The sequence below is a fragment of the Exiguobacterium sp. s28 genome (genome assembly GCF_018618135.1).
GTDB lineage: Bacteria > Bacillota > Bacilli > Exiguobacteriales > Exiguobacteriaceae > Exiguobacterium > Exiguobacterium mexicanum_A.
In genome coordinates this window covers 223,642-249,573 of sequence record NZ_JACSLL010000003.1, presented here as the reverse complement: position 1 = coordinate 249,573, position 25,932 = coordinate 223,642, and the positions used below count along the sequence as shown (strand labels likewise).

The following is a 25,932-nucleotide window of genomic DNA, read 5'->3' as shown; positions in this document are numbered from 1 at the left end:
GGGACATTCGATTTCTTGAGCGCGGGAGATACGGTACCGGACTTTGTGCCAGCCATCTCATCAGCACTCTTGATCGGTCTCGTGCTCGTCTTGGCGCGCCGCTATGATGTGCAATTTTTGAAAGTGGAATGAGGAGGATTTGATGGAGACAGTCATTTTAGTCATCGGCGTCATCGGCACGATTTCGCTCATGTTATTCATGTCGAACCAATGGTTGGGTTATGGCAAAGGCAACATCGTCATGACGCTAGACGAGCATTATACGAATTTGAATGAGTATGTGCCGGCAATCTTGACGAAACTGTATGAAGACGGGAAGTCGGCCCATTATCTCGGCGACCGGAAGTTTGAAGTGGACGGGAAACGCTACGTCCTCGTCGAGCGGACCGTCCCGATTGGTCGGGTTCCGACACAACAGACGGTGCTCATGCCGGACAAACAATAAGCCGCGCCTCAGGCGCGGCTTATTTTATTTGACGGCCGGGGGACCGAACACACCGGCGTGATAGTCGCGGAACGCTTGGCGAATCTCATCCTCGGTGTTCATGACGAACGGGCCGTGAGCGATATAGTCTTCTCGAATCGGTTTGCCTGAATAGACAAGCAGTTTCGTGCGTGACGTTGCTTTTATGCGGAGTCCGCTCTCACCCTCGGCCGTCTCGTCGAACGTGAGCGTCGCTACGTGCGTCTTCTCGAGCGGTGTCGCGGACGTCCCGAGTTCGACCGAACCGGCGAGCATATAGACGAAGGCGTTATGATTCACGGGGATGACGTGCTCATAGACTTCACCTTCCTTTAAGCTGACTTCACTCATCGTGATCGGGACAAGGCTGTCCATCGGGCCTGTCGCACCGGCGACCTCACCCGAATAGACACGGACTTGTCCACCGTCGATCGGCACGACCGGGGCGTCTTCGACGTACACGTTTTGATAAGACGTCGTCGTCGTTTTGAGCGCTTTCGGTAAATTGAGCCATAGTTGCAGCGTATGAATCAAGTCATCAGCAACGGCCTCCTCGGCGTGTCGGGCCGCCCAGCCCGCGTTCATGTACTGGACGTCTCCGGCATCTAAAATCGAATGGCCGCCATGGTTGTCGATATGTTCGAGTCGTCCGTCAATCACATAGGTGATCGTTTGGAAACCGCGATGCGGGTGGTCCGAGAACGTGCCACGTTTGAACCAGTCCTCGGCCATCAAGATGAACGGGTCGAACTCGTTTTTTCGCTCAGGGGGCAAGACCCAACCTTGTTGCACGTGTGGATATCCAGGTTGCTTATAAGCGACGGGCCAATGTGTGGCGACGTCGCGCTCGAATCGTTTCGTCATCGAATCCTCTCCTTTACACCGTTTGCTGTCATTGTCGCATAGCGACCGATGGATGCTTTCTGATTTTGCCTAGAAAACGTGCAAAGACAGACCGGTTCATACCGGTCTGTCTTTAGGAAAGGGGTTAGCCCTGTTGCTTATTGAATAAGTCGTGCCAACGTTCGGCATCGGCGCGGAGCAGTTTGAAGTGTGACCCTGTCAACGTATTCGTCAAAAAGACATCGTCTCCGTTATAGCTGACATCGAACGTCTGCGCACAAATACCCTCGAAAACGGTCAAATAGGGAGTCGGGGCCGGGGTCCCGGCCGTGGCGACAGCTTTCGAACGATCGATCGCTTGGAACACGAATTGGACGGCCTCGGCATTGGCGTGATGCAAGAACGATGCGTCCTTGGATTCCGTTCCGAGCAGCGCCAAGTCATGTGTCACGACATGCCGGCGGTGGGCAAATTGTTGGCGCATCTTCGTTTTCAACCGATCGCCGCGAAGCAACGTTTCTTCTCGATAGGTGATTGAAACGACTTGTTTATGCGGTTTCCCGTCACGGATGAATGAAAAGCTGAACAAAGGATAGCGCTCATTCGGGATGAGCGTCGTCGGGAGCGTGCTCGCCTGACGAGCGCCAAGCATGCGGTCGAAGCTCGCGTCTTTCGGTCGAAGGGCCTCCCCATATAAGGTTTGATCAGATGACAAATGAAGTCCGTATTGTTTTGTATCTTGAGACACCTCGGTACCTAAGGCGAGGGAGAGGAAAGGTTGGCGCGATGCTTCGTTAATCGGCAACGTGACCGTCTCATATGTTTCCGGGGATTCGAACGTGAATTCGAAAGAGCCATTGAACGGCATCGTCACGTGAACGAGCGTCTGCTCGAGCCCGCTCCGTTTTGGATATGGTTCGTTGCCGACCGGTTTGGTCATCTCTTCTGTGAAATGGAGCCGTTCGTGCGGTTGGGCGTTTCGCAGTTTTGACGTCGCTGAAGACGGAACAGCGTGGTCACGATACGCAATGAGACTGTTCGGCAATGTGTCGATTTGTTTCATGTACGTGATCGTCTCGGCTTGGCATTGAACGTAGGCTTGATTGTCCACTTCAAAAAAAGTGGCGGTCGGAAAGACATCGGTCGAGGATGTCGTGATCAGCGGTTGGGTCAATGTGACCGTCCCGATCAAGTGACGTTCTCCGTCAGGAATACGGGATAGCGCGTCCTCTGGATAACAAGCATCGAGGACGTTCGTCCGATCGGACTCGGTCATCTCGATTTGTTGTCCTGATGGCAGGGTAGCGCGACCTTGATAGTACTCTGGAGCTGTATGTAAACGAAAGGCATGTTCTTCTTCACATCCAAAAAGGACGAACAACATGGCGAACGTACAAAGAATCAAGTACTTTTTCACGGGGGTGCACTCCTTTGATGATTAACTTTCATCATTTTAGCACCATTTTTTTGTGACTTTAGTCTTAGGAAAATTAATGTGTTTTTTTAAAAAAAAATCAAAAAACCCGCTCAACTTGAACTGAGCGGGCTTGTTTTACACTTATGGATATGAAATGGAATTTCACTCTTATGAACATGTCGATTTTTGACGAATGAACCGTTGAATGGCCACGTTCTTGAAAATGATGAAACTATTTAAAAAATCAAGGATGGAACCAATCAGGGTTTATTTGTTTATTTTTACCTTCAATCGACGTCGCGGCCGCGGGCTGCCTTCAAAATTTCGAACCATTCTTCACGGGTGAGCTCGATATCGAGCGCGCCGACGGCGGTCTTGACTCGGTCAATTTTCCCAGATCCGACGATCGGCATGATCTTGGCAGGGTGTTTCAAAAGCCATGCGTAAACGACTGCATCGATACCGCTCGCTTTATGGCGGTCACTGATGTCTTCGAGTTTCTCGCGAAGCGGCGCATACTGTGACTCGGTGAACAGTTGACCGCCGGCGAGCGGGCTCCACGCCATGAGCAGCATCCGCTTCTCGTGGCATAGGTCGACAGAACCATCTTCGAAGTGTTTCAGTTGCATCGGTGAAAGTTCGAGCTGATTCGTCACGAGTTGGAACGGCAAGCGTGACTGGAGCAACTGTTGGGTTGCCGGTACGTGGTTCGAGACACCGAACGTCCGGACTTTTCCACTTCGTTGTAACGTAATGAATGCCTCAGCGACTTCGTCCGGGTCCATGAGCGGATCGGGACGATGGATCAACAGCGTGTCAATCTGGTCGATGGCGAGCTCTTTGAGTGAACGCTCGGCTTGACGGATGATATGCTCTTTCGTCGTATCATAATGGTTGATTGTTTGGCCTGGGTTGAAAGAGCCTGTCAGTTTAATGCCAGTCTTCGTCACGATCTCGATTTGATCGCGAAGTGAGGGATTGAGGCGAAGTGCTTCCCCGAATAGTCCTTCACATGTATAGCCACCGTATATATCGGCATGGTCGAACGTCGTGATTCCGAGTTCGATACATTGCTCGATGAACGTGAGACGTTCCTGCGGGCTCATATCCCATTCAGCGAGACGCCACATGCCGTGGATGATCCGTGAGAATGATAAGTCTTCTGTCAGTTCGATACGTTGCATGATTGATTCCTCCTCATTGTCTGTCGCTTTCATTATAGAGATAATCGGGGGATGCGTCACTTATTGGGCGTATCGGACGGACGCGGACCGAGTCAAATGAAAGTGATTTCAGTTATGATAGGAAAGAGATGAACCGAAAAAGAGGAGTGCTCTATGAATCATTATGAACAATATGCGGGCGTCACGTTTGAGCGACACGGGCAAGACACGCGTGTGACCGCCTATCATCCTGACCTCGAACTGCACGGGATCGGGCGCAGTGCTGCCGTGTTCCGCATAAAATCTACACGACTCGTCATTAAAGTGTTTTTCCCTGGCTATACGCACATCGCGGCCGAGGAAGCCGTGATCTATCGGAAGCTCGAGGGATTGCCACAATTCCCGGGTCTGTACGAAGCGGGTCCGAACTATATCGTCATCGACTATATCGAAGGGAAGACACTGTTTGAATGTTTGATTGAAGGCATTTGGATCGACCCCGCGTACATCAAGCAAGTCGATGAGGCGCTCATAGCGGCCCGGCGACTCGGGTTGACCCCGTCCGATGTCCATTTGCGCAACCTCATCCTCACGCCGGACGGCCGACTCTATTTGATTGACTTGGCGCGATTCCGACAAGGGCAACAAGTCGATCACCAATGGGAAGATTTGAAGCGGATGTATCGGCTCTACCGCCTCCGTTTCATGCCGAAGCGGTATTCGGAGCGCTGGTTGAACGGTGTCGCCTACCTATATCGTACGTTCGTGAACGACCCGAGACGTTAGTCGACGGTCGTTTTTCTTTTGAAGATTAGGGAACAACAGTAACGTATTGTCGTTGTGTAGTCATTCAAAAGGAGGACGAATACATGGCTCATCGAATTTATGCGAACGAACTGGAAACGTTGCACGATTGCGTGGAGACGTGCAATTACTGTCTTGAATCTTGTCTCGAGGAACATGACGTGAAGATGATGGTCGACTGTATCCGACTCGATCGTGAGTGCGCTGCAATCTGTTCATTCCTCGCTGAGGCGATGACACGGGATTCGGCGTTCGTACCGGAACTGGCCCGGGCTTGTGCGGTCGTCTGTAAGGCGTGTGCCCAAGAGTGTGAGAAACATAAGCACGAACATTGTCAGGAATGTGCGCGCGTCTGTTTCGAGTGCGCATCGATGTGTGACCGTTTGGCAGCCTAAGGTAAAAAAGTCAGTCGAAACGGCTGACTTTTTTTGTGGCAGCAAATCGTTACGTGTATTTTGAAATTGAGATAAGTATAATAAAGAAAACTTATAGAAAGTATGGTGTCCTCATGATTCGCAACTGCCGTCGAGACGACCTTCAAGCCGTTTTACATATTTACAATGACGCAATCGTCAACAGTACAGCTGTTTACCATTACGAGCCGGTGACGCTTCAAAATCGCGTCGCTTGGTACGAAGACAAAAAAGCGTCCGGGCTCCCGATCATCGTTTGGGAGGAAGGCGATGTCGTCATGGGCTTTGCCACGTTCGGCCCGTTCCGTCCATGGCCGGCCTATCATTATACGGTCGAGCACTCGGTGTACGTGCATCCCGGCTATCGGGGGAAAGGGATCGGGAATAAATTGCTCCGTGAAATCATCCGCATCGGTGAAGAACGGGAAGTGAAGACGATGATTGGTGGGATCGATGCCGCCAATATCGCGAGCGTCAAAGCACATGAAAAATTAGGGTTCGTCCATTCAGGCACGATAAAAAAAGCCGGCTACAAGTTTGGCAAATGGCTGGACTTATCGTTTTATCAGCTTGATTTGAAAGGCCCCGAGACTCCGCAAGAAGGCTGACCGCTAGCTGTCGAACTTCTAAAATTTCGGTATACTGGGAACAGTGTATCGAATGGAGGAATCAGTATGACAGAACTACCGAATTGCCCAAAATGTCAGTCAACTTATGTGTATGAGGACGGGAGCTTGCTCGTCTGTCCGGAATGCGCCTACGAGTGGTCGCCGAGCGAGGTAGCCGAAGCGGAAGCAGACGCGCAAATCAAAGATGCGAACGGAAATGTGCTCCAAGACGGGGACACAGTCACGGTCATCAAAGATTTGAAGGTGAAAGGGACGTCGCTCGTCGTCAAACAAGGCACGAAAGTGAAAGGGATCCGTCTCGTCGACGGGGACCATGACATCGACTGCAAGATTGAGGGCTTTGGCGCGATGAAACTCAAGTCGGAGTTTGTGAAAAAAATTTAAAAAAAGCGTGTTGATCCGTTCGCGGACCAACACGTTTTTTGCTGTTTATGAGAAAAATGGTTTGTATTCCCGGCGTTCGTGCATGACGGATACCCATTGGAGCGTCGTGAACTCCTCGAGCACCCACTCGCCGTTGAAGCGGCCAAGACCCGAATCTTTCTCTCCGCCGAACGGCAAGTGCGGCTCGTCGTTCACCGATTGGTCGTTGACGTGAATCATCCCCGTCTCGACTTGGCGTGCGAACTCGGTCGCACGGTAAATCGAACCATGGACGGCACCACTCAGTCCGTATGGCAACTCGTTCGAGAGTTTCAGCGCCTCGGCGTCGTCCTTGAACGACAGAATGACGGCGACCGGTCCGAAAATCTCATTTTTCGCAAGCGGCATGTCGTTCGTGACACCGCTCACGACAGTCGGCTCGAGCACGTTCCCGTCAGCGTTGCCGCCGACCTGGAGCGTCGCACCGGCGTCGACCGTCTGCTTGATTTGATCGAGGATGCGGTCGACTTGATCGTGATCGATGAGTGGCCCGACTTGTGTGTCTGATTCGTTCGGGTTGCCGAACTTCAAGGCACGGACTCGCTCAACGAATTTTTTGAGGAATTCATCGTGAATCGACTCGGCGACAAGGATTCGGTTCGTCGACATACAGATTTGCCCTTGGTGATAGAATTTCGAATAGACGGCCGATTCCACGGCACGGTCGATGTCGGCGTCGTCTAAGACGACGAAGACGTTATTCCCGCCGAGTTCGAGCGCTGTCTTTTTCAACAGGCGTCCGGCCTTCTCGGCGATCCCTTTGCCGACCTCGGTCGAACCGGTGAACGAGATGAGTTTTGGCACCGGGTGCTCGACGATGGCGTCCCCGATCTCCGAACCGCGACCGACGACGATGTTCAAGACGCCTTTCGGAAGACCCGCTTCTTCAAATAGCGAGGCGAAGAGGAGACCTCCTGTGACCGGTGTCGCCGTCGCTGGTTTGACGACGACGGTGTTCCCCGTCGCGAGGGCGGAGACGATTGAGCGGACCGCGAGGTGGAACGGGAAGTTCCATGGGCTGATGACGCCGATGACGCCGAGCGGTTTCCGATAGACCCGGTTCTCTTTGTTCGGGACGATTGAAGGCTTGATGAGCCCGTCCATGCGGAACGGGAACGTCGCCGCTTCCTTGATGATCGCCATCGAGGCTAAAAATTCGCCTTCTGCTTTGATGCGCGTGCTGCCCGACTCTTTGACGAGCCAGTCGATGATGTCATCTTTATGCTGCAACGTCACTTCGGCGAACTTCTCAATCAAGGCCCGGCGATTTTGTGGCAGCATCGTCGCCCATTCGGTTTGTGCTTCTTTCGCAACGGCATAAGCCTTGTCGAGATCAGACTCGTCGGCCGACCGGATGGAGAACAATGTCTCATCCGTGAACGGGTTGGTGTTATCGATCGATTTGTCGCTTGAGCCTTCGACCCATTGGCCATCAATGTACATCTTTGTAAAATCGGTATGCATATTCAAACACTCCTTTATCTTTTTGCTTCACCTTAAGAAGTATTCACCTGATTTGAAAAAATAAACCTCTCGATGCGCAACTAACTTGTTTTACAAAGTAGTTGCAATTGGTAGTGCCTTCCATTACTATTGTGTATAACAAGTTAGTTTAACGAAAGTGAGGTCACGCCATGGCGATGAGTCAAATGTTAAAAGGATTGCTCGAAGGTTGCCTGTTGGCCATCATCGATAAAGGAGAGACGTACGGCTATGAGATGTCGGAGAAGTTGCAGACGTATGGCTTCACGATGGTGAGCGAGGGCAGTATTTACCCGGTCCTGTTACGGATGAAGAAAGAAGGGTGGGTCGAGACGGTCCAAAAGGCGTTGCCATCAGGGGGACCGAAACGAAAATATTACATTTTGACGGAGGCGGGGCACCAAGAGTTGCTGGCCTTCAAACAACGTTGGGCGGAAGTGTCAAGCGGCGTCGACCGCGTACTCGGAGAGGGGAATGAAGATGGAACTTTCAAAAAAGAGTCGTGATTTTTTGGATGATTTAGCGGTATATCTCATGTCGAGCGGTAAGTCGGAAGGTGAAGTGAAAGACGTCGTCGAGGAGTTGAAAGATCACCTTGAGGAGGCGGAACGGGCAGGGAAAAGCGTGGACGATGTCATCGGCCAAAGTCCGAAAGCCTACATGCAGCATCTCGGTCGTGAGATGGCGTTCGATGGGAAAGGGTTTTTCAAAATCATCGCGATGATCATCCCGAACGTGTTTGCCTACATCATCATCGCTAATTTCATTCAAGGGGAGATGATGTTCTCGACAGTTCAATTGATCGGATTCCCGCTCGTCGCTGTCCTGTTCTTACTCGCCGCTTCACAAGCGTTCCGCAACATGTCGGTCCGCTCGAAAGAAAGTAAATTCAAAAACGGGATGATATACATTGCGCTCGCCGCGATGCCGATGACGTTATTCCTCGGGCTGATGGTACTCGACATCTTCGTCGAGACCCCGACGATTGTGTTCGGCCCAACCGGCCAACTCGTGTTGCTCGGCCTTGCCGTCGTCACGTTGCTCATCGTCTCGGTTTGGACGAAAACATGGATCAATCTGATCATCCCGATTCTTTTATTCGGGCCCCAATACGCGTTCGCCCAAACAAGCTTGCCGCTCGAACAACAATTGATTTACTCGATGCTGATTTTGTTCGTTGGGATGGGGATTTTCTTGTTCGTGTGGTGGAAAAAGAACCAAAAGGGGCAAGTTTGATGCGGGGGCGCTTCGGATTATTTCTCTTCTTGAGCCCTACCTTTGGGCTATCTCATGGCCGCAGCCGACAATCAATGAGACAGGTTGTCCGAAAAAGCACTCACGTCTGCTTAGAGTGTAACGCGGCTGGGAATAGGCAACTGTACGCCTAAAAGAGAAAGAAGGGATTCCCGTTGCCAGTCAATCCGACGATTCAATTTTATTTGAACCAGTTTCAAAATCAGCTCTCGACCACATATGACCAATTGGATCCGTTCGAATTAAGACGACAAGAAGACGCAATGATGACCCGGTTTCAACATAAAGAGCACGTGCATGATGTCGAAGAGCGTCTGATCGCGCTCTCAGGCCGTTCGCTCCCGATTCGCATCTATCGGTCGAGTCGAACGATCGCGCCAGCACTCGTCTATTATCATGGTGGCGGATATGTCACGGGCAGTCTCGACACCCATGACGCGATATGTCGGACGATCGCGAACGGGGCTGACTGCACCGTCATCTCGGTCGGCTACCGACTCGCTCCGGAGCATAAGTTTCCGACAGCCGTCTACGATAGCTATGAGGCGCTCGTTTGGATTGCGGATCACACCTCGGAACTTGAAATCGATGCCGAGCGCATCGCCGTCGGCGGAGACAGTGCCGGCGGGACGCTCGCCACGGTCAGCGCCTTGATGGCGATTGAACGAGGTCGCCCCTTCGTCATGCATCAGCTGCTGTTTTACCCGGTTACCGGGACCGAGGAGAACTTGCCGCTGTCATTGATTGATTACGCGAACGGTTATCTGCTCGATGAAGGGCTCATCCGGTGGTTCCAGCAACAATACTTCCATGATGAGTCGGAATTGATGCATCCGTACGCCTCGCCGATTTTTTCGGACCACTTGGGGGACCTTCCCCCGACGACGTTGTTGACGGCCGAATATGATCCGCTGCGCGACCTCGGACGTGCATACGCTAACAAATTGATTAGCCTCGGTGTCCCGGTGACGTATCACAATTACGGAGGACTCATCCACGGCTTCGTCAACTACTACGCATACGTTCCGGAAGCGCGACGAGCCGTCAAAGAAGCGGCGCAGGCGCTCGGAAATGCCTTTCATACGCAAAAAACTCGCCCCTGAGGCGAGTTTTTTTCATGCTTTCGATAAATAAGGGAAGCGACAACCTTCCGGGAAGAGTTGTCCTTCGTTCATGCGAATCATCCATTGGCCGTCGCGGGACGGACGTTGTTCCACACCGTCCAGATTGGGCGTGAATTTAAAGACGATTTCGGTGATGCCTTCAAAGGAGAGGCGAGCCACGACGTCACGCATATCGACAGGTCGCGGCGACAGCACGGCATACAAGTTTAAGCGCGAGCGTTCAATCATATAAATGACATGGACGTCATCGAAACGATACACGTCCTCGTCCATCCCTTGATAGTAATGGAACATCCAAATGTGCATGTCGTCTGTCGTATACAGACGCGGTGAAAACGGGAGTGACTCCAGTTTGAAACGACGCCACTGTTCGGCATCGACGTCGATATGTTCGAGTGGAGCCGCAGATCCCGATACTGAAACGAATAGCTCCGGTTCAAGTTGGACGGAGAACCCCTGTTGCTCGTAAAATGGTTCAACCCCTTCGTCACAAGCCAAAAAATAAGGCAAGCCATCGGCGTCATGCTGTTTGAACACATGCTTGAAAATACGGGTGGCAAGTCCTAGTCCTTGTCGGTCCTCGTCCGTCATGACCGTCCCAATCTGATACGCCTCGCGAGCGGTTCCGTCAGCCACGATCGTCATCCGGCTCATGCCGACGTTCGAGATGACATTCCGATAAAACGTCAATGAGTAACAACGATAGCGGTCGGTCCATTCGCCGGCCATGTACCATTCACCAAAATCGATGCCGAACATCTCATCGGCCAAATAGAAAAATGACGCGAATTCTTCCCCTGAATACTCGAGATTGCTGATAGGTCGTTTAGCCATATGACTCACTCCTTGTTTTGAACTTCTCGGTCCGTTCCTGTACATTAGAGGCAGAGAGGGGTAATACAGATTATGAAACGATATGAAGCTATTTTATTCGATGTCGACGATACGTTGTTAGACTTTAAACAGAGCGAGCACGTCGCCTTGGAGCAGTTGCTCGCGGCACACAACGTTCGGATGACGGATGAATTGAAACAACAGTATGTGACGATCAATAACGGATTATGGCGCGCGTTCGAGCGCGGCGAGGTCGGACGGGAAGACGTCTTGATGGGCCGGCACACGCAACTGTTCGACACGCTCGGCATCACGATCGATGCCCATGAAGTCGAACAGCGCTATCGCGACCATTTGCACGCCGGGGTGCACATCATCGATGGGGCACTCGAACTCGTCCGTACGCTCAGTGAACAGTATCCGCTCTATATCGTCACGAACGGGGTGACGGAGACTCAGTTCAAGCGGCTCGAAGCCTCGGGACTGCTCCCTTACTTCCAAGACGTGTTCGTCTCGGATGCGACCGGTTCACAAAAGCCAATGAAACCGTTCTTCGATTACGTGTTCGACCGCGTGCCGAACGTGGTACCGGAACGCGGACTCATCGTCGGTGACTCGCTAACGGCGGATATCGCCGGCGGGCGCATGTATGGGCTCGACACGTGCTGGTACAATCCGCACGAGATTGCGGCGTCGGTCGAGACGACGTATGAAATTCAAGACTTGCACGAGTTGAAGTCGATTCTATCAAGCTCAGCGATCGATAAAGTGGGGCGGCAGTGATTGGGGCAACGCATAGAGTGTCTCTGGGAAGAGTTTCAAGTCCCGGAGCGCGTCGAGCGGCTGCCAACGATAGATGAGGTGATCGCCTTCCGGTCCGTGGAAGTCTCCATGCCGGAGCGGGAGGTCACCCGATACATAAAAGTACATGCCAATCTCGTGGACCGTGCGTTCCAAATACGTGAAGAAATTTTCGGACACGAAAGCGAACGTCGTTCCCGTCAGTGTCGCTTCGAGTTCTTCTTGCAGTTCACGCGTCAAGGCAAGCTCGGCCTCTTCGCCGATGCCGACACGACCGCCCGGTAACGCCCAAAAGTCATCGTTCACGTTCCGATGAACGAGCAAATGACCGTCCTGGACCCAGATGCCGGCGACGCGATAATTGAACGTGCCGTGCTCGGTCGGAAATACGATATCCATCTTCATCACTCCATTCCTTAAGCTACATCAAGTATACGCCAAGGAGGCAGGTCATGTTTCAATCAAATGAGAGTTATAAAGGCGAGGACTTCCGCGACGAGACGCTCCGTGACATCCAACTCACGCAGACGACGTTCGAGAACTGTCGCTTCACCTATATCGATGCGACCGAGTTTGAGACCGAACAGTGTCGTTTCATCAACTGTGACTTCACCGATTCGAAGTGGAACGCCTCGCGCCACAGCGGCAGCTCGTTCCTGAATTGTCAGTTCAACGGGGCGAATCTGTTTTTGAGCGAGTTCGATCAGTGCAAGATGACGGGTTCGTCGTTCGAGTCATGCACGTTTGAAGGGGTCGTCGTGCGTGAAGGAGATTGGTCGTTCGTCAATCTGCGTCACGCCCCGCTCCGGAAGATGGATTGGTCCGGTGTCCGGTTGACGGAGGCCGATTTATACGGTGCGGATTTGAAAGAATCACGCTGGACGAACGCCGTCTTGTCCCGCGCCGTGTTGCAGCACGCGGATTGCTCCGGTGCCGATTTTGTAGGGGCCGAGATGGATGGGGTCGATTTCTCGGACGTCATTCTGAAACAAGCGACGCTTGACGTCATGCAGGCCGTCCAAGTCGCCCGTTCGCTCGGGGCGAACGTCATATGACCAATGAGCAAGTGCTCGAGCACTTGACGGCCATGGCCGCGGAGCGGGAAGACGTCCGCGTCCTCGTCTTGAACGGGTCGCTCGTCAATCCGCACGTAAAACCAGACCGTTTTCAAGACGTCGATGTCACTTGTTTCGTCGAAGACGTGATCGCGTTCATCGAGGACCGCTCGTGGATGGCGCCGCTCGGGGACGTCTTGATTATGCAGACGCCGGACGAGGTGCCGGGAGGCGACGAATATGAGCGTTTCGCGTTTCTCGTTCAGTTTGCAGCCGGTCATCGCGTCGATTTGACCGTCCGTCCTATGCGTGACGTGCAGGAAGCGATTCACGCTGACTCACTCAGTCTCGTCCTCATTGATAAAGACGAGATTGCCGGTCAAACGATCCCATCTGATGACACGTACCGCATCAAACGACCGAGCCGATTCGACTATGAGCAGTGTTGGAACGAGTTTTGGTGGGTGTCGCTTTACGTCGTCAAAGGTATCAAGCGGGGTCAACTGTTATACGCTTTCGACCATGTGACGATCATGCGAACGATGCTCCGGCAGATGCTTGTATGGGACGTTGGCTTTGCGACAAACTTTACGGCGAACGGAGGAAAGTCCGGGGATGGGCTTGAGAAGCATCTGGCCCCTGAAGTATGGCAGGCTTATCTTGATACATACACTTTGGTCGAAGTGACAGCGATGGAAACGGCCCATGCGACGTTGGTGGAACAATTTGAACGTGTCAGTCGCCGCGTGGCCGACCAAGCCGGATATCCGTTTGCGGAGATGGAAGCCCGACGAATTCGTGACGCCTTTTCGACGCTTTGGTGTTCAAACGATTAGTTTTCGGTTGAGTCGGGAAAAGCCCCTCTATAGAAGGGGGAATGACGCTTGAATCCGTATACGACGTTCATCGCGCTCCTAGTGGGGAGTTTACTTTTATTTGTCGGCATCCGGACGAAAAAATGGCCGATTTTAGTCGTGGCCTTATTTCCGCTTGGACTTGTCGCCTTCAACATGTATTTGCTGATTACTGGACGTTAGAAGACTGTTTCTTCAGTCTTCTTTTTTGTATATCGATTTTACAAAAAATGCTGTCGGCAACAAAATCCCGATGGCCGCTTCGAGCAAGGCGAACAACCGGGCCGGACCGATTGGCAGCAGGTCGCCGAATCCGATAGACAGCAACGTGACCCCGCTGAAGTAAAGCAGATTGCGCCAGTTCGGATCGACCGCGTTCATCATCTCGAGTGACGTCACCAATATGACGCCATCGCGTGAGAGCGCGTAGTAAATCAAGGCAAACCCGATCATGACGCCGAGTAGGCTGACGAACAAGTGGCTGAACAAGCGCATGTCGAAGCCGGTCTGTCTATACGTTTGGCGCCGAAAGAAGGTAAACACGTTCAAGCCGACGAATAATAGGGCAATCGTCAATAAAATGGAATTCACGCCCATTTCTCCCTTCTGTGACAGTCTATACTATGTTGTTTCCCTGATCGTTCACCGTCAAACGGACCGATTCACACCAAGACGGATTCATTCAACAAGGAGGTGTCCGAGTGCGACGATGTTTAGTGAGCGGCTTATTGTTCATCTTCTTTTTAGGAGGATGTACGACGAAAGAGCCGTTTGATTTTGATGAGATCCATTCCTATAAGATTTTTTATAACATGCCGACCGAGGCGATCATTGAAGACATGGCCCGATACGACCTCGTCATCATCGAACCGATTTGGTATACGCCGGAACAGATTGAGACGATCCGCTCGAACGGGACGAAAGTGCTCGGCTATATTAACGTGATGGAAGCAGATACGTGGAATCGTGCGCTCATCGGCCAAATGGACAAAGACGATTTCTTCTATCGGGACGGGGAACGCATCTATTTCCCGAAATGGGATTCGTATTTGACGGATATCAGCTCGTCCGATTTCCGTAAAATTTTAATCCGTGAAATTCAAAAACAAGTCATCAATAAACATCTGGACGGAATTTTCCTCGACACGGTCGGTGATATCGATGACGTCCACCTCGATTATCCGGACGACTTAGAAGAACAGCTGGCTGGGCTCGAGGCCTTTTTACAAGCGATTGAAAAGGCATATCCGGGCGTCCCAGTCGTCCAAAACTGGGGCATCGAGACGCTTGAACGAACGAGTGCGCCTTACGTGGAAGGCTTCATGTGGGAAGGTTTTAACTACACGGAAATCACGTCCGACTCTTGGTCGATGGAGATGCTCGATCGAATGAACGCGATTCAAGACGAATACGGAATCGCTGTCCTCACCGTCTCAGACCAAGAAGAGGCGACAAGTCGGGATATGGCCGAAGCGAACGGATTCATCCATTATCACGAACCAACTTATTACAATACGTGGGATTTTTAGGGGGTAATTAGGGTAAGGGAAGATAAGGACTATGTATACCTGTCCGAGGGCAGGGGATCATCCCGCATTAAAAACTGAAGAGATGTTATCCATGAGGAGGGGATTATCATTCTGTACGCTCAAGACCGTCCATGGCTCAAATGGGTCGAGATTCTTGTCGTGTTCGCGCTATTGATCGGAATCGATTTATTCTTCAGCCTAGGCACGATTCAAAATGAACTGAACTTGTTTTATGTGGCCGCCATCCTGTTCGCGCTCAGGTATGGAACGATTTTCGGCTTAATCAGTTTCGGCATTTTGCTCCTCTATAAAGTGTTATACACCGGCCTAATGGGAGGGGACATCTTCCTGTTGTTCTACGATACAAACTCACTTCTTACACTGTTTTACTACTTCGCCATCACTGTCATCGTCGGGTTGTTCAGCACCTCATTTCGAGAGCGTTACGAAATCAGCCAGTTCCGCAACGAAGAACTGAAAGATGAAAACACGTATTTGAAAGAGACCGTCGATTTACTCAACACTTCGCAAACCACACTTCGTCAAAAACTACTTCAATCCGAGTACAGCTTGAATCAATTGTATGAACTGGCCGTATCGCTTGATTTGCCGCATCCAGAATTGATTCGGAGCGAGACGATTCGCCTATTGAAAAAAACGTTCCTGGCGAGTGACGTCGCCATTTACCACGTCGACCGTTCCCAGAAGTCGATGCGCCTCTTGATTCGCCAAACGGACAAGAAAGAGTTTCCGCAAACGATTTTTCTCGATGAGGCATCGAGTATGTTCAAACGGTTCTTCCAAGTGCAAGAGACGACGCTCCGTCAACTCGACGACGAGGACACGGACCCGATGTTGCTCGCACCGATCATCGTGGACGGGATGACCCGAGAAGTCGTCGTCATCAAACGGTTGCCGCTTCGGAAATTGACGACCGATGACTTGCACGTTCTCAATATCCTCTTCTCCTGGATTGGCACACGCATTCAAAATGCCGAGAACCTGATTCGTAAAGAGCAGCACGAGAAGATGCATAAAGGCACCTCGTTTTATAAGAAAACAGCGTTCACAGAACTCGTCGCCATCCAAGAACAAAAGAAGATTCACCATGGACAGCCGTACATCGTCCTCGAATATCCGCTCGGGTATGAGCCTGTCTCACTCGAGAGTATCGAGGCCATCGTCCATTCGTATTTACGGGAGATCGATGTCGTCGGGTACGACCCTGATGAGAATAAGCTGGTGCTCTTACTCCCAGGAACGAGTGAAGAACACCGTCAACGGATCTATGACCGGATCGAAGGGATTTTGATCCAGAAGGGAGTGTGACGGGATGGAGTCTACCATTCGTCTCGTATTGATCGGGATTTATGTCGTTCATGCACTGCTCGCCTTCGGATTATTGATCGCGTTGAAACGACGAATGAAAGCGCCGGATTATGGCGTCGCGGTGGCGGCCCTCAGCTTCGGTCTGTTCTTACCGTTTTTGGCCGAACTTGCCGTCTATGCGGTGTATCGGCTTGCTGAACGGTTCGGTCGGAGCGGTCTGATTGAAGACTATGACGACTATATCGACTTCAAGGTCGTCAACTATGAACAGATTCGTCATGAAGCGAGCAGCAGCAGTCATCTGTTACCGCTCACCGACGCCATCAACTCGAAAGATCCGGCTATCCGCAAACACTCGATTTTGACGCACGTCAACCAGTCGATTGACCAGCAAGGCAAGTATTTGCAGATGGGACTTGAGAGCACGGACAGCGAGACTGTCCACTACGCCGCGGCGACAATGAACATCTTGATCGATCAATATGAACAAGAATTGAAACACGCCAAACGCGAGTACGACTTAGGTAACCCAGACACGATTCGACGGCTTGCGACGATTTATAAACGCATGATCCATAGTGAACTCATCACCGAGGTCATGTTGAAGGACAAGCGAGGCGCATGGCTGGAAGAATTATTGAAAGCGAAGACGCTCTATCCGCCTTCGCCCTGGATTTACGAAGACTTGAACGAGATTTATCTCACGTTAGAGCGCCCCAAAGAGCAATTGAACATTTTAAAAGAGTACGTCCATCATTTCCCGGAACGCATCGAGGCTCATCTGATGCTGATCAATTACTATTATGAGCGCGAACGTTGGAACGAAGTGAAGGCGGTCATGTTTATGATGCAGACCCAATTCTCACTGGAGGACGTACCGTATGAGTACCGACTGTTGTTTGAAGAATGGAGTGACACGACATCATGGAAAAACGAACTGTAATCTCATTCTCGCTCTTCATCGTCTTATTTTTAGTCGTCGTCGGTGCGATTCAATACTTACGGATCCACTCGCTACACACGTTGTTGCCAAACGTCGCCGAGCAACAGATGAACATCGACCAGTTGAAGAGTGATGCCTCGGCAAAAGCGGGTGAGCATCAGCTTCAAGTTTATCTCGTCCGGGATGAAGGCGATTTGGCGGTCGAAACGGCAGACAACCTGCTGTACGGTCTGCAGTATGCGAAACTTGACGTTCGCGAAGTGAACCCAGGCGCCGTCGGGTCGATTGCGCCATCTCCATACACCATCATCATTTTCACGGGTGAAGATACGACAAGATGGCCGTTCGTGGAAATGAAACGTTATGTCGAACAAGGCGGGAACCTCGTCTTTGCGAATCGGTTTAAAGATCCGGCATGGAACGCGTTGACCGGCATCGAAGAAATCGGTGAGTACGTACCGGACGTGTATGGTCTAAATTTTGAAGAGACGATTTTCCCTGGGTACGTTGACTTGAACCCACCGGACGACTTATTTGTCCATAGCGTCGTCGATTTTGCGATTGCAGACGAGGCCAACGTCATGTTGTCGGCCGAAGGATTCCCGATTCTTTGGGAATACGGCGTCGGCGAAGGGAACGTCCTTTATTGGAATACGACGATCACCAACCAAAAGATGATCCGCGGTCTGTTCGTGCAGACGCTCGGCACGATGCCACCGGCGTTCGTCACGGCACAAGCAGCGATCAAGCTCATGTACATCGATGATTTCCCGGCACCGGTCATGGACGGGAAAATGAAAGACGTGTCCGCGACCCCGCTCGATAAATCGGTCAAAGATTTCTTCGCCGAGGATTGGTGGGAAGATATGGTCGATTTGGCGAAAGACGACGATTTGATTTACACGGGTGCCATGATTGGGACGTATGAAGAGGAGATGGAGCTCGTCGACGAACAGTTGATCAAACGGGGTGAGTTCCCAATGCTCTACTTCGGTCGCAAATTGATCGCCCACGGTGGGGAAATCGGACTCCATGGCTATAACCACCAGTCGCTCGTCACGGCCGATGAACCGATTGACCCGACGTACGGGTACATCCCCTGGCAAGATAAAGACGAGATGAAACGGTCATTGCTTCAAGCCGAGTCCGTGTTTGAGAATTATTTCCCGGCTGAAACGCTCAAGTCATATGTCCCGCCGTCGAACGCGCTCAACCGGACTGGGGTCGATGCGATCGCCGAAGCGTTGCCAGAACTGCGCACGATTGCTTCGCTCTACACCGGGGAGCCGGAGAGCGGGGACTTCGTTCAAGAGTTCGAATTTGATGCGACGCATCCGAACTTGTACCATTTCCCGCGTGTGACAAGCGATTACGGGGAAGAGCGCGGATCGATTTTCCAAATGGTCGATGGAATCGCCAACTTCGGTGTGTTTTCCCACTTCATTCACCCGGATGATGTCATCGACCCCGACCGGGCCTTCGGTCGGGATTGGGATACGATGTTCGCGAGTCTTCGCAAAATCGTCCACGACGTGAAGGATCGATATCCGCACCTCGAGGCATATACGCAACACTATGCGACCGAAAAGATGATCACATACCAACAAGCTGATTTGAACGTCACGTTTGATGAGTCGACCGTCTATTTGGCCGGGGAAGGTCTCGTCAACCCCTCTCATTTCACGATTCGCCTCAAACCAGGCCAATCACTTGAGACGGGAGAGTTTGACTTTGGGACGGTCGAACAATGGGAAGCCGACCGTCCGCTCTACCTCGTCAAACTGACATCGGCGAACGCTGAAATCGCCATCAAGGGGGAAGCGCAATGAGAATCGGACTCGTATTAGAGGGCAGTTATCCATACGTGAGCGGAGGCGTCTCAAGTTGGACGCAGACGTTGATTGAGGCGATGCCCGAAGTGTCGTTTGAAATCATTTCGATTCAACCGACAGAGAAGCGTCCGGAAGACATGAAATATGTGTTCCCACCGAACGTTTCAGGGATCACCCACTTGTATTTGAGCGACTTGGGTGAGCGGGCGAAAGGGCGATTAAAGTGGGGCGCTGAGGACGAACAGAACGTATCGGACTGGCTCATGTTGAAAAGTCCGAACCGGCAAGCGCTTCGTTTGCTTGGGAAAGAAGTGCCTTCAAGTCAGGCGTTTTTCGCAAGCGAGTTCTTTTGGAAAAATGTCAAGGCGGCCTACGCCGGGGAAATGAACGGAGGTTCGTTCATCGACTATTTCTGGATGTGGCAGAGTATGTACACTCCGATTTTACGGGTGCTCCATCAACCGCTCCCGAAAGTCGACCTCGTTCATTCCGTGTCAACGGGTTATGCCGGTGTGGTCGCGTCCTACATGAAAGAGACGCAAGGGATTCCGTTCATCTTGACGGAGCACGGCATCTACTCGCGGGAACGCGAAGAGGAGATTCTACAGTCGTATTGGATTCCAGCGCCGTATAAGCCGAGGTGGGTCCGTTTCTTTCACCATTTGTCGCGTGAGGCCTATAACGCGGCCGATGAGATCATCACCTTGTTCGAGCGGAACCGCGAATATCAGGAGTGGATCGGCGCCCCGAGCGAGAAGACGAAAATTATCGCCAACGGCATCGCCGATCGACAAATCCAGGCGACGGTCGACCGTCCGGAGCACGATCTCTTTCAAATCGGGGCCATCGTCCGCTTGGTGCCAATCAAAGATTTGAAGACGATGATTTACGCCGCCAAGATTTTGCAGGAGCGGCATCGTCTGTTCAAGCTGACGATCATGGGACCGCTCGATGAGGATGAGGAATATGCGGAAGAGTGCCGGTTGCTCATCGAACAGAGCGGGCTGACCGATTATGTCGAGCTCGCTGGAAAGGTTGATGTCCAAGCCTATTTGCCGAAGTTTGATTTACTTCTGTTGACGAGTATCTCGGAAGGTCAACCGCTCGCGATTCTTGAAGGTATGGCAGCCGGCATCCCGTGGGTCGCGACCGATGTCGGGGCTTGTTCCGAGCTCCTGTATGGACGAGAAGACGACCCGTTCGGTCCAGCCGGGTTTATCGTGCCCCCGGTTCATCCGGAAGCGGTCGCGGACAAGGTCGAGTGGATGATGGATTATCCGCAGGAGCGGATGCGTTTCGGTAAGAACGGGCGGGAGCGGGTCCGCCAATACTATCGTCTCCAACAAGTCGTGGACCGCTACAAAGCCATCTATGAAACGAGGAGGGAACAGTATGGCGGGCATCGGGTTTAAGCTGCAGAAGTTGTTCCAAGAAGACTACTATTCGTCCAGGTTGAAGGCGTACACGTTCTCGGGCCTCGTCACATCCGGACCGTGGTTGATCGTCATCTTGGTCGTCGGGACGATTCAATGGTTGGCGTTCCAAATGCCGACGTTATCGCTCGCCGAACGGACGCTTTTCATGATCTCGGTCTCGTACGCGTTCATCTTCTCGCAAATCTTGTTCAGCTTCCAACAGCTCGTCGTCACCCGATATGTGGCGGACTTGTTTTACGAGAAGAAAGCGCATGAAATTTTCCCGGTCTTCACCGGGATGCTCAAAGTGACGATCCTCGCCGCGACGATTCTGTACAGTATCTTTTGGCTATTGTCGCCGCTCGATTTTCTGTACAAACTGACGTTGTTCGTTTTATTCATGACGATCAATGTCATCTGGGTCATGTTCTTGTTCTTGAGTGCCGCCAAGTATTATCAAGCGGTGGCCTATAGCTTCTTGCTCGGCGGACTCATCTCGGTCGGGAGTGTCTATGCGGTTAGTCGCCTCATGGCCAATCCGTCGAGTCTCGAGCTATTGCTCGGCTTCACGGCCGGGATGATTGTGACGTTGTTCGGCTTGTTCTTCGCGATGCTCCGGACGTTCCCACTCCGCTATGCCGTGAAAGAGTTTTCGTACTTCAAATACTTCGACCGCTATCCAGACTTGTTCGCCATCGGGGTGTTGTACGTGCTCGGGATTTGGGTCACGAACTTTATCATCTGGTTCGGAGAAGGACGCGTCATCATCGCGGACTCCTTCTTGTTTAATCCGTACTATGACACGGCCATCTTTTGGTCCTACTTGACGATCATCCCGACGCAGCTCTTGTTCATCGTCGCCGTCGAGACCCGGTTTTATGAGCGCTATCGCACGTTTTATGGATTGATCAACTACGGCGGGGCGCTCCATCAAATCGAGAAGGCGAAACAGACGATGACGTCGGTGCTGAAAAATGAGTTGATTCGACTCGCGCGCAGCCAAGGCGTCGTGACGTTGTTCGCCATCCTCATGGCAGGCGTGTTCGTCAGTTGGATCGGCGTCCCGGACGAGATCGGTCAAATCTTTCGGATGACGACGCTCGCGGCGTTCGCGAACGCGATGATCCTCATCTTGACGTTGTTGTTGCTCTATTTCGAGGATCGACGCGGGGCATTGTTCGTCAACATCTCGTTCTTCACGTTGAATGCGTTGTTCACGCTCTTGCTCTTGCCGCGCGGCATCGATTGGTACGGCGTCGGCTTTGCCGTCAGCACGACAATCACGTTCTTCTTGGCCGGCCTGCGTTTGATCTATTACATGGGCAAAGTCGATTATTACGTGTTCGCGGCCTCGAATCGACGCAAGCTTGGTACCGAACGGTTCTCCCAAATGGGGACGTTGTTGAACCGTCACTTCTCGCGATAAAGGGTTTTCAACAAAGATAAAGACTGATATGATGTGGTCGTAGACGACCGAATTTCATAATGTTTACCACTAGGGGAGTCGCGTGACGCGGCTGAGATGGACGAGGTCCAGACCCTTTGAACCTGATCTAGTTCACGCTAGCGTAGGGAAGTGGGCGAACCGATTGTTCTCGTATACTTTGTGTAAATCCGACGCCGCTTCCGTTATGGGAGGCGGCGTCTTTTTTATAACAAAGGAGGAGACATGAATGACATTCACCGCACATCTTCGACAAGAGGCAGATGCCTTGTTTCAAGCCAGCTTTGACCATCCGTTCGTCCGCGAGCTCGGAACGGGTGAACTCGACGAGGCGAAATTTAGGCATTACGTCATGCAAGATTCATACTATTTGAACCAGTTCTCCAAAGTGCAGGCGAAAGGGGCGACACTCGCCCCGAACATGGAAGTAGCGAGCCGCTTTTTGACGCACGCGCTCCATACCATCGAAGCAGAGCATGCGTTGCACCGTGAGTTTTTCACCTTGCTCGACGTGACGGAGGCACAGTGGGCAACGTTTGAGCCTGCTCCAACGGCTTACGCCTATGCGCTCCATATGCAACAGGCCGGTCCGACGCTCGGCGACGTGCTCGCGTCGATTTTGCCGTGCTACTGGGTCTATTATGAGATTGGGGAACGATTGAAAGATGCGACACCCGATCATCCGATTTATGCGACGTGGATTGCGACGTATGGTTCGGAATGGTTCCGCGATCTCGTCGAAGAACAGATCGAACGACTCGATGTACTCGCCGGACAAGCGACAGCGGAAGAAAGGTTCCGGTATCAACAGCTGTTCTTGAAGAGTTGTTATTATGAGCATGCGTTTTGGGAAATGGCGTGGACGCTCGAGTCGTGGGATTTACCGGCGGGGGTGACACGATGAAGCGCGACTTATGGGACAAAGTTAGAGCTGAACGGCCACTCATCCATAACATTACGAATATCGTCGTCGCCAACTTTTCAGCGAACGGGTTGCTCGCCATCGGGGCTGCGCCGGTGATGGCGTCAGCCGTCGAAGAAGTGGCCGAGATGGCGTCTTTAAGCGATGCGCTCGTACTCAATATTGGCACACTCGATGCGACGACGGAACGTACGATGATTCGAGCCGGGCAGGCGGCGAATCAAGCAGGTCGGCCGGTCGTCTTTGATCCGGTCGGGGTCGGGGCGACCTCGTTCCGGCGCGATGTCTCCGAATCGATTCTACAAAAAGTCCGCGTGACGGTTATCCGTGGGAATGCCGGAGAAATTGCGACATTGATTGGTCTCGACGCGACGACGCGCGGCGTGGACGCCGGGGAAACGCGGGTTGATTTGAATCACATCGCACGCGCGGCGGCACGACGCTACACCTGTGTCGTTGCCGTGACCGGCGAGACGGATGTCGTCAGCGACGGGGATGTGACGATTGAAATCAAAGGCGGCACCGCAGCAATGACCCGGACGACAGGGACCGGCTGCTTACTCAGTGCGGTCGTCGGTGCATTTCTCGCGGTCGAATCCGACGCGTTGACGGCCACGGCGACAGCGCTCGCCGGATATGCCCGGTGCGGCGAACTGGCTACCGCTTTGGCGGATGGACCGGGCGACTTCCCTGTTCATTTCTTGAATGAACTCGGCAAGATGACAGCCGTCGAGTTGCCGAGCGACCGCATTGAGGTGGTATCATGATGCGGCCGCAAGTATTGACGATTGCCGGTTCGGACTCTGGCGGGGGAGCAGGAATCCAAGCCGATTTGAAGACGTTTCAAGAGCTAGAGGTGTTCGGGACGAGCGTTCTGACGGCCGTCACCGCTCAAAATACGCGCGGGGTGCATGGGGTCGAAGCGGTGTCGCCGGAACTCATCACGCAACAACTCGATGCAATCGGTTCGGACTTTTCGATCGCAGCATGTAAGACCGGGATGTTATTTGATGCGGCGCGCATCGAGGCAGTCGCTACCGGGGTGAAACGTCATGTCTTCAACCGACTCGTCGTCGACCCGGTCATGATTGCGAAAGGAGGGGCCCCGCTTTTACAGGACACGGCGGTCGATGCGCTCAAGACCTCCTTGTTGCCACTCGCGACAGTCGTCACGCCGAACGTGCCGGAAGCGGAAGTGCTGACCGGGTTGACGATTCGATCGTTTAATGATCGTCTCGAGGCGGCTCGGCGGATGTTAGCGTACGGCGTGCGCGCGGTTATTTTAAAAGGCGGCCATCTCGAAGGTGAAACTGCCGAAGACTTGATCATGATGGAGTCGGAAGTGTTCCTTCTCTCGGCCCCGCGCATCCAGACGAGCGATACGCACGGTACCGGTTGTACATTTTCGGCGGCGCTTACAGCGGAACTTGCCAAAGGTCGTTCTATCATGGAGGCGGCGGTGACGGCGAAGCGGTTCATTCAAAGCGCCATCACCCATGGCCTCGAGATCGGCGCCGGACACGGACCGACGAACCATTGGGCATATGTGGCGTATGGAGAGGAGGGTGTGACGATTGAATCCATCAAGGCGGGCACTCGCTGAACAGTTGCGGCTCTACTTTATTTGCGGAACCGCGAACGCGGAAGACATGCTCCAGACGGTGGAAACGGCACTTCAATGTGGCGTGACATGTTTTCAATTTCGTGAAAAAGGTAAAGAGGCACTGTATGGGGATAAAAAAGAAGCGATGGCGAGAGCGTTGCAAACACTCTGCCGCTCATACGATGTTCCGTTCATCATCAATGATGACGTCGAACTAGCAGAGCGCATTGATGCGGACGGCGTGCATATCGGACAGGACGATGCCGAGGCCGCAATCGTTCGGGAGCGGATTGGTCCAGATAAGTGGCTCGGTGTCTCGGTCCACACGCTCGAAGAAGTGGCAGCAGCCATCGAGCATGCGGATTATGTAGGTATTGGCCCAATTTACCCGACGACTTCGAAAGAAGATGCCGGGGCAGTGAACGGGACGACACTCATCCGCCAAGTCCGAGCCATGTACCGAGAGCTGCCAATCGTGGGGATTGGCGGCATTTTACCGGAACATGTCCCGATGATTCGGCAAGATGGGGCGGACGGCGTCGCCGTCATCTCAGCCATCGCTTCTGCACCGGATGTGGCCATAGCCACACGGCGTTTCGCTTGTCTCTGAATTCAAATCGAGGAGGAAGACAGATGAACGTATTTGTAATAGGCGCGAATGGACAGATTGGAAAACAGCTCGTGGAACGATTGCACGAGGAAGGGAAACACCAAGTCACGGCGATGGTTCGAAAACAAGAGCAACTCGATGACTTCACATCAAAAGGCTATCAGGCCGTCCTAGGCGACCTCGAAGGTGACGTCTCGTCACTTGAACAAGCAATGTCTGGCATGGACGTGGTCGTCTTCGCAGCCGGTTCAGGTGGTAGCACCGGAGCCGACAAGACGCTCCTGATCGACCTTGACGGCGCGGCGAAAAGCATTGAGGCTGCCAAGAACGGGAATGTGAAACAGTTCGTCATGGTGAGCGCATTGAAAGCAGAAGATCGTTCGGCATGGCCGGAAGAGATGAAACCATATTATGTGGCGAAGCACCATGCGGATCGTCTGCTCGAGGAGAGTGGGCTTACGTATACGATCGTCCGTCCGGGCGCTCTCACAGATGACGCCGGTACCGGCAAAGTGAAGACGGGCGACGTATCGACGGGTGAGATTCCGCGTGCAGACGTGGCGGCCTTCTTGGCACATCTCATTGGTCATGACGCAGCCCACAATCAAGCGATTGACCTCGTCAAAGGTGACACGGCGATTGAGGACACATTATAAACGAGATGACGACAGCGAGCGGACTTGGTTCCGCTCGCTTTTTGTATGGATGTGTCCGTGAACTCGACAAAGGAATCGCTTCGACCGATA

The 25,932-nt window shown here is 52.6% G+C and carries 30 protein-coding genes and 1 riboswitch; of the genes, 23 read left to right on the top strand and 7 right to left on the bottom strand.

From position 1 onward, the window contains the following. Window positions 1-142: 142 nt before the first annotated feature. The gene (locus KNP78_RS05705; RefSeq protein ID WP_034779662.1) at window positions 143-445 is read left to right on the top strand and encodes a hypothetical protein; all 303 of its coding nucleotides are present in this window, start codon (window positions 143-145) and stop codon (window positions 443-445) included. 24 nt (window positions 446-469) lie between these two features. Here KNP78_RS05705 and KNP78_RS05700 read toward each other — a convergent pair whose 3' ends face one another. From KNP78_RS05700 to KNP78_RS05690, 3 genes are all read right to left on the bottom strand, one after another. Beyond that, window positions 470-1,327: a pirin family protein gene (locus tag KNP78_RS05700; RefSeq protein WP_214709180.1), complete on the bottom strand. Its 858-nt coding sequence runs from the start codon at window positions 1,325-1,327 to the stop codon at window positions 470-472. A gap of 124 nt (window positions 1,328-1,451) precedes the next feature. Further along, the gene (locus KNP78_RS05695) at window positions 1,452-2,723 is read right to left on the bottom strand and encodes a hypothetical protein (RefSeq protein WP_371743429.1); all 1,272 of its coding nucleotides are present in this window, start codon (window positions 2,721-2,723) and stop codon (window positions 1,452-1,454) included. Between the two features lie 287 nt (window positions 2,724-3,010). Beyond that, window positions 3,011-3,907: an aldo/keto reductase gene (locus KNP78_RS05690; RefSeq protein ID WP_214823421.1), complete on the bottom strand. Its 897-nt coding sequence runs from the start codon at window positions 3,905-3,907 to the stop codon at window positions 3,011-3,013. A 153-nt stretch (window positions 3,908-4,060) separates the two neighbouring features. Between KNP78_RS05690 and KNP78_RS05685 the strand changes: the two genes are divergently transcribed. The 4 genes from KNP78_RS05685 (at window position 4,061) to KNP78_RS05670 (ending at window position 6,116) form a co-directional block, all read left to right on the top strand. Continuing rightward, complete coding sequence (locus tag KNP78_RS05685; protein WP_034779656.1) at window positions 4,061-4,672, top strand: serine/threonine protein kinase; 612 nt, start codon at window positions 4,061-4,063, stop codon at window positions 4,670-4,672. Window positions 4,673-4,755: 83 nt separating this feature from the next. Then, window positions 4,756-5,085: a four-helix bundle copper-binding protein gene (locus KNP78_RS05680; protein ID WP_034779654.1), complete on the top strand. Its 330-nt coding sequence runs from the start codon at window positions 4,756-4,758 to the stop codon at window positions 5,083-5,085. Between the two features lie 113 nt (window positions 5,086-5,198). After that, a complete protein-coding gene (locus KNP78_RS05675; RefSeq protein WP_214753440.1) occupies window positions 5,199-5,711 on the top strand; it encodes a GNAT family N-acetyltransferase in 513 nt (170 codons plus the stop codon). 66 nt (window positions 5,712-5,777) lie between these two features. Continuing rightward, window positions 5,778-6,116: a zinc ribbon domain-containing protein YjdM gene (locus KNP78_RS05670; protein ID WP_114165343.1), complete on the top strand. Its 339-nt coding sequence runs from the start codon at window positions 5,778-5,780 to the stop codon at window positions 6,114-6,116. 45 nt (window positions 6,117-6,161) lie between these two features. Here the strand turns inward: KNP78_RS05670 and KNP78_RS05665 are convergent, their stop codons facing one another. Further along, the gene (locus KNP78_RS05665) at window positions 6,162-7,619 is read right to left on the bottom strand and encodes an aldehyde dehydrogenase family protein (RefSeq protein ID WP_214823420.1); all 1,458 of its coding nucleotides are present in this window, start codon (window positions 7,617-7,619) and stop codon (window positions 6,162-6,164) included. A 170-nt stretch (window positions 7,620-7,789) separates the two neighbouring features. Here KNP78_RS05665 and KNP78_RS05660 point away from each other — a divergent pair, with 170 nt between their 5' ends. The 3 genes from KNP78_RS05660 to KNP78_RS05650 all read left to right on the top strand — a co-directional run bounded on the left by KNP78_RS05660 (window position 7,790) and on the right by KNP78_RS05650 (window position 9,994). After that, complete coding sequence (locus tag KNP78_RS05660; RefSeq protein ID WP_214709184.1) at window positions 7,790-8,143, top strand: PadR family transcriptional regulator; 354 nt, start codon at window positions 7,790-7,792, stop codon at window positions 8,141-8,143. Beyond that, on the top strand, window positions 8,118-8,873 hold the full coding sequence (locus KNP78_RS05655; RefSeq protein ID WP_214823419.1) for an HAAS domain-containing protein: 756 nt from the start codon (window positions 8,118-8,120) through the stop codon (window positions 8,871-8,873). The genes KNP78_RS05660 and KNP78_RS05655 overlap by 26 nt, the downstream gene beginning before the upstream one ends. A gap of 173 nt (window positions 8,874-9,046) precedes the next feature. Then, on the top strand, window positions 9,047-9,994 hold the full coding sequence (locus KNP78_RS05650; RefSeq protein ID WP_214823418.1) for an alpha/beta hydrolase: 948 nt from the start codon (window positions 9,047-9,049) through the stop codon (window positions 9,992-9,994). 12 nt (window positions 9,995-10,006) lie between these two features. On the opposite strand, the gene KNP78_RS05645 is transcribed toward KNP78_RS05650, so the two are convergent. Beyond that, window positions 10,007-10,849 (bottom strand): GNAT family N-acetyltransferase, encoded by an 843-nt coding sequence (locus KNP78_RS05645; protein WP_214823417.1) that lies wholly within the window; start codon window positions 10,847-10,849, stop codon window positions 10,007-10,009. A gap of 72 nt (window positions 10,850-10,921) precedes the next feature. On the opposite strand from KNP78_RS05645, the gene KNP78_RS05640 reads away from it, so the two are divergent. Further along, window positions 10,922-11,632, top strand: coding sequence for a YjjG family noncanonical pyrimidine nucleotidase (locus tag KNP78_RS05640; protein ID WP_214823416.1), 711 nt, complete (start codon window positions 10,922-10,924; stop codon window positions 11,630-11,632). Here KNP78_RS05640 and KNP78_RS05635 read toward each other — a convergent pair. Next, on the bottom strand, window positions 11,603-12,049 hold the full coding sequence (locus tag KNP78_RS05635; RefSeq protein WP_021065918.1) for an NUDIX hydrolase: 447 nt from the start codon (window positions 12,047-12,049) through the stop codon (window positions 11,603-11,605). The genes KNP78_RS05640 and KNP78_RS05635 overlap by 30 nt on opposite strands. A gap of 53 nt (window positions 12,050-12,102) precedes the next feature. Between KNP78_RS05635 and KNP78_RS05630 the strand changes: the two genes are divergently transcribed. From KNP78_RS05630 to KNP78_RS05620, 3 genes are read left to right on the top strand one after another with little or no spacing between them, the layout of a single operon-like run. Next, entirely contained in the window at window positions 12,103-12,705 is a 603-nt protein-coding gene (locus tag KNP78_RS05630) for a pentapeptide repeat-containing protein (protein ID WP_214755978.1), read from the top strand. Next, entirely contained in the window at window positions 12,702-13,541 is an 840-nt protein-coding gene (locus tag KNP78_RS05625; RefSeq protein ID WP_214823415.1) for an aminoglycoside 6-adenylyltransferase, read from the top strand. Before KNP78_RS05630 ends, KNP78_RS05625 begins: the two co-directional genes overlap by 4 nt. A 48-nt stretch (window positions 13,542-13,589) precedes the next feature. Continuing rightward, window positions 13,590-13,742 (top strand): hypothetical protein, encoded by a 153-nt coding sequence (locus tag KNP78_RS05620; RefSeq protein WP_034779628.1) that lies wholly within the window; start codon window positions 13,590-13,592, stop codon window positions 13,740-13,742. A gap of 12 nt (window positions 13,743-13,754) precedes the next feature. Here KNP78_RS05620 and KNP78_RS05615 read toward each other — a convergent pair whose 3' ends face one another. Continuing rightward, window positions 13,755-14,156, bottom strand: a complete 402-nt coding sequence (locus KNP78_RS05615; protein WP_251128454.1) for an ion channel — start codon at window positions 14,154-14,156, stop codon at window positions 13,755-13,757. Between the two features lie 104 nt (window positions 14,157-14,260). Between KNP78_RS05615 and KNP78_RS05610 the strand changes: the two genes are divergently transcribed. The 11 genes from KNP78_RS05610 to KNP78_RS05560 all read left to right on the top strand — a co-directional run bounded on the left by KNP78_RS05610 (window position 14,261) and on the right by KNP78_RS05560 (window position 25,842). Beyond that, window positions 14,261-15,088 (top strand): glycoside hydrolase family 191 protein, encoded by an 828-nt coding sequence (locus tag KNP78_RS05610; protein ID WP_240731278.1) that lies wholly within the window; start codon window positions 14,261-14,263, stop codon window positions 15,086-15,088. Between the two features lie 159 nt (window positions 15,089-15,247). Next, entirely contained in the window at window positions 15,248-16,417 is a 1,170-nt protein-coding gene (locus tag KNP78_RS05605) for a GAF domain-containing protein (RefSeq protein WP_214823413.1), read from the top strand. A gap of 4 nt (window positions 16,418-16,421) precedes the next feature. Beyond that, complete coding sequence (locus KNP78_RS05600) at window positions 16,422-17,360, top strand: tetratricopeptide repeat protein (RefSeq protein ID WP_214823412.1); 939 nt, start codon at window positions 16,422-16,424, stop codon at window positions 17,358-17,360. Continuing rightward, complete coding sequence (locus KNP78_RS05595; protein ID WP_214823411.1) at window positions 17,342-19,189, top strand: DUF2194 domain-containing protein; 1,848 nt, start codon at window positions 17,342-17,344, stop codon at window positions 19,187-19,189. Before KNP78_RS05600 ends, KNP78_RS05595 begins: the two co-directional genes overlap by 19 nt. After that, window positions 19,186-20,604, top strand: coding sequence for a GT4 family glycosyltransferase PelF (gene pelF / locus KNP78_RS05590; protein WP_214823410.1), 1,419 nt, complete (start codon window positions 19,186-19,188; stop codon window positions 20,602-20,604). Before KNP78_RS05595 ends, pelF begins: the two co-directional genes overlap by 4 nt. Next, on the top strand, window positions 20,585-22,033 hold the full coding sequence (pelG, locus tag KNP78_RS05585; protein WP_214823409.1) for an exopolysaccharide Pel transporter PelG: 1,449 nt from the start codon (window positions 20,585-20,587) through the stop codon (window positions 22,031-22,033). Before pelF ends, pelG begins: the two co-directional genes overlap by 20 nt. 61 nt (window positions 22,034-22,094) lie before the next feature. Further along, a riboswitch (TPP riboswitch) is annotated at window positions 22,095-22,199 on the top strand. A gap of 81 nt (window positions 22,200-22,280) precedes the next feature. Continuing rightward, window positions 22,281-22,955: a thiaminase II gene (tenA, locus tag KNP78_RS05580; protein ID WP_214823408.1), complete on the top strand. Its 675-nt coding sequence runs from the start codon at window positions 22,281-22,283 to the stop codon at window positions 22,953-22,955. Beyond that, window positions 22,952-23,740 (top strand): hydroxyethylthiazole kinase, encoded by a 789-nt coding sequence (gene thiM, locus KNP78_RS05575; protein WP_214823407.1) that lies wholly within the window; start codon window positions 22,952-22,954, stop codon window positions 23,738-23,740. Before tenA ends, thiM begins: the two co-directional genes overlap by 4 nt. Beyond that, window positions 23,740-24,576 carry a bifunctional hydroxymethylpyrimidine kinase/phosphomethylpyrimidine kinase gene (thiD, locus tag KNP78_RS05570; RefSeq protein ID WP_214753467.1) on the top strand — a complete coding sequence of 279 codons (837 nt, stop codon included), beginning with the start codon at window positions 23,740-23,742 and terminating at the stop codon, window positions 24,574-24,576. Before thiM ends, thiD begins: the two co-directional genes overlap by 1 nt. After that, on the top strand, window positions 24,548-25,186 hold the full coding sequence (gene thiE / locus KNP78_RS05565; RefSeq protein WP_214823406.1) for a thiamine phosphate synthase: 639 nt from the start codon (window positions 24,548-24,550) through the stop codon (window positions 25,184-25,186). Before thiD ends, thiE begins: the two co-directional genes overlap by 29 nt. A gap of 23 nt (window positions 25,187-25,209) precedes the next feature. Beyond that, complete coding sequence (locus tag KNP78_RS05560; RefSeq protein WP_034779608.1) at window positions 25,210-25,842, top strand: SDR family oxidoreductase; 633 nt, start codon at window positions 25,210-25,212, stop codon at window positions 25,840-25,842. Window positions 25,843-25,932 lie beyond the last annotated feature (90 nt).

Coding starts and splice junctions, on each gene's coding strand:
- KNP78_RS05685 (WP_034779656.1), top strand. CDS start 4,061: ATGAATCATTATGAACAATATGCGGGCGTCACGTTTGAGCGACACGGG.
- KNP78_RS05595 (WP_214823411.1), top strand. CDS start 17,342: ATGGAAAAACGAACTGTAATCTCATTCTCGCTCTTCATCGTCTTATTT.
- thiM (WP_214823407.1), top strand. CDS start 22,952: ATGAAGCGCGACTTATGGGACAAAGTTAGAGCTGAACGGCCACTCATC.
- KNP78_RS05705 (WP_034779662.1), top strand. CDS start 143: ATGGAGACAGTCATTTTAGTCATCGGCGTCATCGGCACGATTTCGCTC.
- KNP78_RS05690 (WP_214823421.1), bottom strand. CDS start 3,907: ATGCAACGTATCGAACTGACAGAAGACTTATCATTCTCACGGATCATC.
- KNP78_RS05670 (WP_114165343.1), top strand. CDS start 5,778: ATGACAGAACTACCGAATTGCCCAAAATGTCAGTCAACTTATGTGTAT.
- thiD (WP_214753467.1), top strand. CDS start 23,740: ATGCGGCCGCAAGTATTGACGATTGCCGGTTCGGACTCTGGCGGGGGA.
- KNP78_RS05560 (WP_034779608.1), top strand. CDS start 25,210: ATGAACGTATTTGTAATAGGCGCGAATGGACAGATTGGAAAACAGCTC.
- pelG (WP_214823409.1), top strand. CDS start 20,585: ATGGCGGGCATCGGGTTTAAGCTGCAGAAGTTGTTCCAAGAAGACTAC.
- KNP78_RS05680 (WP_034779654.1), top strand. CDS start 4,756: ATGGCTCATCGAATTTATGCGAACGAACTGGAAACGTTGCACGATTGC.
- KNP78_RS05665 (WP_214823420.1), bottom strand. CDS start 7,619: ATGCATACCGATTTTACAAAGATGTACATTGATGGCCAATGGGTCGAA.
- KNP78_RS05625 (WP_214823415.1), top strand. CDS start 12,702: ATGACCAATGAGCAAGTGCTCGAGCACTTGACGGCCATGGCCGCGGAG.
- KNP78_RS05655 (WP_214823419.1), top strand. CDS start 8,118: ATGGAACTTTCAAAAAAGAGTCGTGATTTTTTGGATGATTTAGCGGTA.
- KNP78_RS05700 (WP_214709180.1), bottom strand. CDS start 1,327: ATGACGAAACGATTCGAGCGCGACGTCGCCACACATTGGCCCGTCGCT.
- KNP78_RS05635 (WP_021065918.1), bottom strand. CDS start 12,049: ATGGATATCGTATTTCCGACCGAGCACGGCACGTTCAATTATCGCGTC.
- KNP78_RS05645 (WP_214823417.1), bottom strand. CDS start 10,849: ATGGCTAAACGACCTATCAGCAATCTCGAGTATTCAGGGGAAGAATTC.
- KNP78_RS05615 (WP_251128454.1), bottom strand. CDS start 14,156: ATGGGCGTGAATTCCATTTTATTGACGATTGCCCTATTATTCGTCGGC.
- KNP78_RS05630 (WP_214755978.1), top strand. CDS start 12,103: ATGTTTCAATCAAATGAGAGTTATAAAGGCGAGGACTTCCGCGACGAG.
- KNP78_RS05600 (WP_214823412.1), top strand. CDS start 16,422: ATGGAGTCTACCATTCGTCTCGTATTGATCGGGATTTATGTCGTTCAT.
- KNP78_RS05675 (WP_214753440.1), top strand. CDS start 5,199: ATGATTCGCAACTGCCGTCGAGACGACCTTCAAGCCGTTTTACATATT.
- tenA (WP_214823408.1), top strand. CDS start 22,281: ATGACATTCACCGCACATCTTCGACAAGAGGCAGATGCCTTGTTTCAA.
- KNP78_RS05660 (WP_214709184.1), top strand. CDS start 7,790: ATGGCGATGAGTCAAATGTTAAAAGGATTGCTCGAAGGTTGCCTGTTG.
- pelF (WP_214823410.1), top strand. CDS start 19,186: ATGAGAATCGGACTCGTATTAGAGGGCAGTTATCCATACGTGAGCGGA.
- KNP78_RS05640 (WP_214823416.1), top strand. CDS start 10,922: ATGAAACGATATGAAGCTATTTTATTCGATGTCGACGATACGTTGTTA.